Source organism: Citrobacter cronae (assembly GCF_016893685.1).
GTDB lineage: Bacteria > Pseudomonadota > Gammaproteobacteria > Enterobacterales > Enterobacteriaceae > Citrobacter > Citrobacter werkmanii.
In genome coordinates, this window is record NZ_CP069763.1 from 3,672,527 (window position 1) to 3,678,763 (window position 6,237).

General features: G+C 50.6%; 8 protein-coding genes. 6 read left to right on the forward strand and 2 right to left on the reverse strand.

Features of this window, described 5'->3' with window-relative positions:
- The first annotated feature begins 94 nt into the window (after window positions 1-94).
- The 5 genes from glsB to JSN25_RS15880 all read left to right on the forward strand — a co-directional run bounded on the left by glsB (window position 95) and on the right by JSN25_RS15880 (window position 4,670).
- Complete coding sequence (gene glsB / locus JSN25_RS15860) at window positions 95-1,021, forward strand: glutaminase B (RefSeq protein ID WP_038640560.1); 927 nt, start codon at window positions 95-97, stop codon at window positions 1,019-1,021.
- Entirely contained in the window at window positions 1,021-1,380 is a 360-nt protein-coding gene (locus JSN25_RS15865; protein ID WP_038640562.1) for a DUF4186 domain-containing protein, read from the forward strand. Before glsB ends, JSN25_RS15865 begins: the two co-directional genes overlap by 1 nt.
- 80 nt (window positions 1,381-1,460) lie before the next feature.
- On the forward strand, window positions 1,461-1,988 hold the full coding sequence (locus JSN25_RS15870) for a GNAT family N-acetyltransferase (RefSeq protein ID WP_204525115.1): 528 nt from the start codon (window positions 1,461-1,463) through the stop codon (window positions 1,986-1,988).
- Window positions 1,989-2,094: 106 nt separating this feature from the next.
- On the forward strand, window positions 2,095-3,546 hold the full coding sequence (locus JSN25_RS15875; protein WP_204525116.1) for a tagaturonate reductase: 1,452 nt from the start codon (window positions 2,095-2,097) through the stop codon (window positions 3,544-3,546).
- A 209-nt stretch (window positions 3,547-3,755) separates the two neighbouring features.
- On the forward strand, window positions 3,756-4,670 hold the full coding sequence (locus JSN25_RS15880) for a bestrophin family protein (RefSeq protein WP_085048229.1): 915 nt from the start codon (window positions 3,756-3,758) through the stop codon (window positions 4,668-4,670).
- On the opposite strand, the gene JSN25_RS15885 is transcribed toward JSN25_RS15880, so the two are convergent.
- Window positions 4,663-5,043: a GFA family protein gene (locus JSN25_RS15885; protein WP_204525117.1), complete on the reverse strand. Its 381-nt coding sequence runs from the start codon at window positions 5,041-5,043 to the stop codon at window positions 4,663-4,665. The two genes, JSN25_RS15880 and JSN25_RS15885, sit on opposite strands and share 8 nt — an antisense overlap.
- Before the next feature lie 130 nt (window positions 5,044-5,173).
- Entirely contained in the window at window positions 5,174-5,932 is a 759-nt protein-coding gene (gene tam / locus JSN25_RS15890; RefSeq protein WP_085048227.1) for a trans-aconitate 2-methyltransferase, read from the reverse strand.
- 109 nt (window positions 5,933-6,041) lie between these two features.
- Here tam and JSN25_RS15895 point away from each other — a divergent pair.
- Window positions 6,042-6,237: GNAT family N-acetyltransferase (locus tag JSN25_RS15895; RefSeq protein WP_204525118.1), on the forward strand; the 196-nt coding region annotated here is incomplete at its 3' end.

Genomic DNA, 6,237 nt, shown 5'->3' on the forward strand with positions numbered 1-6,237 from the left:
GACTCTTCGTCCGCTGACACCTAATGGTCTGACGCAGCGTATTCAGCTCTGTTATACTCGCAGGCCTTTCATACCTGCGAGCAAGGAGCATGTTGTGGCCAGGGCCATGGACAATTCAATTTTAGAGACCATTGTACAGCAGGTTCGTCCGCTGATTGGTCAGGGTAAAGTCGCTGATTATATTCCTGCGTTAGCCTCTGTCGACGGTTCAAAACTGGGCATCGCCATCTGTACCGTCGATGGGCAGCACTATCAGGCAGGGGATGCACAAGAACGCTTTTCTATTCAGTCGATTTCGAAGGTATTAAGCCTGGTCGTGGCGATGCGTCACTATCAGGAAGAGGAGATCTGGCAACGCGTTGGCAAAGATCCGTCCGGTCATCCTTTTAATTCCCTGGTGCAGTTGGAACTGGAGCAGGGTATCCCGCGTAATCCCTTTATTAACGCCGGGGCGCTGGTGGTTTGCGACATGCTGCAAGGGCGTCTGAGCGCACCACGTCAACGGATGCTGGAAGTGGTCCGGGCATTAAGCGGCGTCCCGGATATCGCCTACGATGCGACGGTGGCGCGATCAGAGTTTGAGCATTCCGCACGTAACGCGGCTATTGCCTGGTTGATGAAATCGTTCGGCAATTTTAACCATGACGTGACCACTGTGTTGCAAAACTATTTTCACTACTGCGCATTGAAAATGAGCTGTGTGGAACTGGCGCGAACCTTCGTATTTCTGGCGAATCAGGGCCATGCCTTCCATCTTGAGGAGCCCGTAGTGACGCCGATGCAGGCCCGACAAATCAACGCGCTGATGGCGACCAGTGGGATGTATCAGAACGCAGGGGAGTTTGCCTGGCGGGTTGGGTTGCCGGCAAAATCTGGTGTGGGTGGCGGTATCGTGGCCATCGTTCCGCACGAGATGGCGATTGCTGTCTGGAGTCCGGAACTGGATCCAGCGGGAAATTCACTGGCGGGTATCGCCGCGCTGGAGCAACTAACGCAACAAATGGGGCGTTCGGTTTACTGATGAATACGCTCGATCCTCTTTTTGCCCGGCTGGCGAAATCGACGTTTCGCTCGCGGTTTCGCCTCGGCCAGAAAGAAAGGCAGTATTGTCTGGATAAAGGCGCGCCGGTTATTGAACAACATGCAGCCGATTTTATTGCCAAACGGCTGGCTCCCGCTTTTCCCGCTAATGATGGGAAACAGACGCCAATGCGTGGTCACCCGGTATTCATCGCGCAGCACGCGACGGCGACCTGCTGTCGGGGGTGCCTGGCAAAATGGCATGACATTCCTCAGGGTGTGGCACTAAACGAACAACAGCAACGTTACGTTGTCACGGTTATATATCACTGGTTAGTGATTCAAATGAACAAGCCATAGATAACATTATCCTATGATACAACCCCTTGTGTTATGTAATTGTTAAAAGCATGCTGAGGGGGTCAATCTAAGGAGAAAAAATGGCTTCCTGCAAACCCTGCTTCGTGCTGAATGCGGCCCAGATTCTGTCGAGAATCGACGAGCTCAGCGATGTCCTTGAACAGTGCGTCAATGATGGCGCCTCCGTCAGCTTTATGCTGCCTTTTAATCGTGAGAAATCACGGCCTTTCTGGATGAACGTCGCGCACAGCGTTGCCCGTGGGGAAAGACTCGTTCTTGGCGCCCAGAATGCCCAGGGAACGCTTGTCGGTACCGTCCAGCTCATTATCGATCAACCTGAAAACCAACCTCATCGCGCCGATGTCGCTAAGCTGCTGGTTCATACTTCTGCGCGGCGGAGCGGGATTGCCCGGGAACTGATGAACGAGCTGGAAAGTTATGCGCGTCAAAGGGGCAAAACGCTGCTGGTGCTTGATACGGCGACGGGCAGTGGCGCGGAGTTGTTCTACCACAAGTGTGGGTGGCAAAAAGCAGGAGTGATACCTGACTATGCCAAAATGCCTGACGGGACGCTGACCGGGACCACACTTTTTTATAAAACTCTCTAATTTGTCGCTGGGGATTGATCAAAACAGGGTTTCAATGTATTAAAGTTTGCTAACCTATTGGACCAATTCAATCAGGTTGTATGACTAATTAAAAAGGGAACCCATTGTGCAAACTTTAAATCGTCGCGATTTCCCCGGTGCTCAGTATCCTGAACGCATTATTCAGTTTGGTGAAGGAAACTTCCTGCGCGCCTTCGTTGACTGGCAAGTCGATCTGCTGAATGAGCATACCGATCTTAACTCTGGTGTGGTCATTGTCCGACCTATCGAAAGTACTTTCCCTCCATCACTGAGTACACAGGACGGCCTTTATACCACCATCATTCGTGGTTTGAATGAGAAGGGCGAGGCCGTGAGCGACGCCCGTTTAATTCGTTCGGTTAACCGCGAGATCAGCGTCTATAGTGAGTACGATGAGTTCCTGAAGCTGGCGCATAACCCTGATATGCGTTTTGTTTTCTCCAATACCACCGAAGCCGGCATCAGCTATCATGCTGGTGATAAGTTTGAGGATGCGCCAGCGGTGAGTTATCCGGCCAAACTGACCCGACTGCTGTTCGAGCGTTTCAGCCATTTTAATGGCGCGTCGGATAAAGGCTGGATAATCATTCCTTGTGAACTGATTGATTACAATGGTGATGCGCTGCGTGAACTGGTTCTGCGCTATGCCCAGGAGTGGGCATTGCCGGAAGCATTTATCCAATGGCTGGATCAGGCCAACGCCTTTTGCTCCACGCTGGTGGACCGTATTGTCACCGGCTATCCACGTGATGAAGTCGCGAAGCTTGAAGCGGAACTGGGTTATCACGATGCGTTTCTGGACACCGCTGAACACTTCTATCTGTTCGTTATCCAGGGACCGAAGTCATTAGCCGCTGAGTTGCGTCTGGATAAATATCCGCTGAATGTCCTGATTGTTGATGACATCAAACCGTATAAAGAACGGAAAGTGGCGATTCTCAACGGCGCACATACCGCATTGGTTCCCGTTGCCTGGCAGGCTGGGTTGGATACCGTGGGGGAGGCCATGAATGACGCGGAGATTCGCGCCTTCGTGGAAAAAGCGATCTATGAAGAAATTATTCCAGTGCTGGATTTACCACGCGATGAGCTGGCGTCTTTTGCCAGCGCAGTGACAGGTCGATTCTGCAACCCGTATATCAAACATCAGTTGTTGTCGATTGCCCTGAACGGCATGACTAAATTCCGCACTCGCATCTTGCCGCAACTGCTGGCGGGGCAACAGGCCAGCGGTAAACTGCCTGCGCGTCTGACTTTTGCGCTTGCCGCGTTGATTGCGTTCTACCGTGGTGAGCGTAACGGTGAGTCTTACCCGGTTCAGGATGATGCGCACTGGATGACGCGTTTTCAACAGCTATGGTCCCAGCATCATGACCGGCAGATAAGTACCGAAGAGCTGGTTAAAGCTGTGCTGGCCGTTACAAAACACTGGGAACAGGATCTGACGGAAGTTTCCGGACTGGTAGAACAGGTTACTGCCGATCTGGATAGCATTCTGCTAAAAGGCATGCGCGAAGCCGTTAAACCACTGTGCTAATACGCAGACCCGGCTCAGGCCGGGTTTTTTACAGATCTTACTTAGTTACAACATACTATAGTTTTCTACTTTTATGGTGACAGTCTGCCACTTCAGCGCATCGTCCGTTCAGCAGGAGGAAAGATGTTTAGATAGTGTTGCGATTAGCTTGCAACATTGATCATGTTCGCGTCTAATGTGACGGATTTCACATTTTCCTGAAGATAACCATGATCGTTCGCCCCCAACAACACTGGCTACGCCTGATATTCGTCTGGCATGGGTCGGTATTATCTAAAATTTTTTCACGTCTGCTGCTGAACTTCCTGCTCTCCATCGCCGTTATTATCATGCTGCCGTGGTATACGATGCTGGGCATCAAATTTACCCTGGCGCCGTTCAGCATTCTCGGCGTGGCGATTGCTATCTTTTTAGGTTTTCGTAATAACGCCTGTTATTCACGTTATGTTGAGGCTCGACACCTGTGGGGGCAGTTGATGATTGCTTCCCGGTCGCTGCTACGTGAAGTAAAAACTACCTTGCCGGACGACAGCGAACTGGGACAGTTTGTTCGTCTGCAAATCGCCTTTGCCCACTGTTTACGCATGACTTTACGCCGTCAGCCACAGGCTGAACCATTGGCGAAATACCTTAGTGAGGAGGATCTGCGAATAGTATTTGCCTCACAATCACCGGCAAATCGCATTCTGTTGCTGATGGGGGAATGGTTAGCTGTACGTCGGCGCAATGGTCAACTGTCAGACATATTATTCCATAGTTTAAACAATAGGTTAAATGATATGTCTGCGGTGCTGGCAGGATGTGAACGGATCGCGAATACCCCCGTCCCGTTTGCTTATACCTTAATCCTTCATCGCACGGTCTATCTGTTTTGCATCATGTTGCCATTCGCGTTGGTGGTAGATTTACATTACATGACGCCGTTTATCTCAGTGCTGATTTCCTATACTTTTATTTCGCTCGATACGCTTGCAGAAGAGCTGGAAGATCCGTTTGGTACAGAGAACAATGACCTCCCGCTGGATGCGATTTGCAATGCCATTGAAATCGATTTGTTACAGATGAATGATGAAACAAACGTGCCAGCAAAACACATTCCGGATAAGCATTACCAACTCACTTAGTTACATTCTTTTGCCACCATGTAGGCTGCATATCTGAAAAAGAGTGAAATTCCGGCGCCAGGTCTTCATCGTCAGGATCGTCAAAAGCGCCAGCTAACAGCGCAATAACCGGGGCGTCATCAATGGCGCCTACGGAACTGCCACACTGAGGGCAAAATGCCCGACTTGACGTCTCAGAAGAGCGCCAGGTTGTCGGTTTTCCGGCTTTACCGGTCCACGTTACATTTTCTGCATTAAACTCAATCCAGACGACGGGTGGTGCGCCCGTATGTTTCCGACATATATCGCAGGAGCAGGTATGGGAATTATTAGGACTGCTGGCCGCGAAGCGAATCGAACCACACAGACAGCCACCAATGTAGACTTTAGACATGACAACTCCTGTCAGAAACACGTTGCCAGACACTAGCAGATGACAGGCTTTGCCACTAGATCCTCATGATAAAAAGGCGAGGGCGCGCATGGCAGATAGTCAGCTCCTGTGATGCACTTATAATAAACGCTTAATCATTACGTCTGGCTACGATAAATAACCGCGGAAAGGCCAGCAAAATTTTACCGTTTTCCTGCAGAGGATATTGTTCCTGAAGTAGCTCATGATAACGCGCGAGGTAAAGATGTTGCTCATTTTCGCTCAAATCACGCAACCAGGGCCGCAGGCCCGTTGAGCTTACCCAGTCGATAATCGATTGATGTGAATCCATAACGTGATAATACGTTGTGCGCCAGATATCCACCTCACAGCCCGCTTCAGTCAAAATATCATAGTAGGCGTGAACGCCAGGAAGCGGCGAGCGGCCCCGGTCAGGGTAACCTTGTTCATAAGCCACTTCACGCATCAAAACATGTGTTGGCTCTAGCCAGTTATCCGGCATTTGTACCGCCAGCACGCCATTGCGAGCCAGTAGCGATACTAGATGCGGGAACAATTCATAGTGATCGGGAACCCACTGCAATGAGGCATTGGCATACAGCAGGTCCAGAGGCTGCTCTGTCTGGAATGAACGAATGTCCGCTTCAATAAAACGGCATGTCGGTAATGCATTGCGCGCCTCATTAAGCATGGCGGGTGAGGTATCTACCCCGGTAATTACAGCCGAGGGCCAGCGCTGATGCAGTAATGCCGTACTGTTTCCCGGACCACAGCCAAGATCGACCACTGAATGGACATTCTCTAACGCCACTCTGCTGAGTAATTCCGCAGCGGGTCTTGATCGTTCAGTTTCATATTGCAGATAAAGCGCAGGATTCCAGTCGGCCATGAATGAATCTCCAGTATGAGAGAAGAAGGCGGAAAGGGGCACATAAGTCCTTGCCGATGAGCCATTTCTTTTAGAAGATTATATGAAAATACAGGAGAAGGGCAGAAATATGCTGGAAACATCAAGACTGATTTTACGCCCGTGGGAAGACAAAGACAAAGCCCCGTTTGCCGCGTTAAATGCCGATCCGGACGTGATGCGTTTTTTTCCGGCTCCGCTGCAACGAACGGAAAGCGACAACCTGGTTGCCAGATTCCAGGAAGGCATTACAGAGCGCGGCTGGGGATTCTGGGCCGTTGAACTTA

Excerpts from the sequence above, each read along its gene's own strand:
- JSN25_RS15865 (WP_038640562.1), top strand. The coding sequence starts at position 1,021 with ATGAATACGCTCGATCCTCTTTTTGCCCGGCTGGCGAAATCGACGTTT.
- JSN25_RS15870 (WP_204525115.1), top strand. The coding sequence starts at position 1,461 with ATGGCTTCCTGCAAACCCTGCTTCGTGCTGAATGCGGCCCAGATTCTG.
- JSN25_RS15880 (WP_085048229.1), top strand. The coding sequence starts at position 3,756 with ATGATCGTTCGCCCCCAACAACACTGGCTACGCCTGATATTCGTCTGG.
- JSN25_RS15885 (WP_204525117.1), bottom strand. The coding sequence starts at position 5,043 with ATGTCTAAAGTCTACATTGGTGGCTGTCTGTGTGGTTCGATTCGCTTC.
- tam (WP_085048227.1), bottom strand. The coding sequence starts at position 5,932 with ATGGCCGACTGGAATCCTGCGCTTTATCTGCAATATGAAACTGAACGA.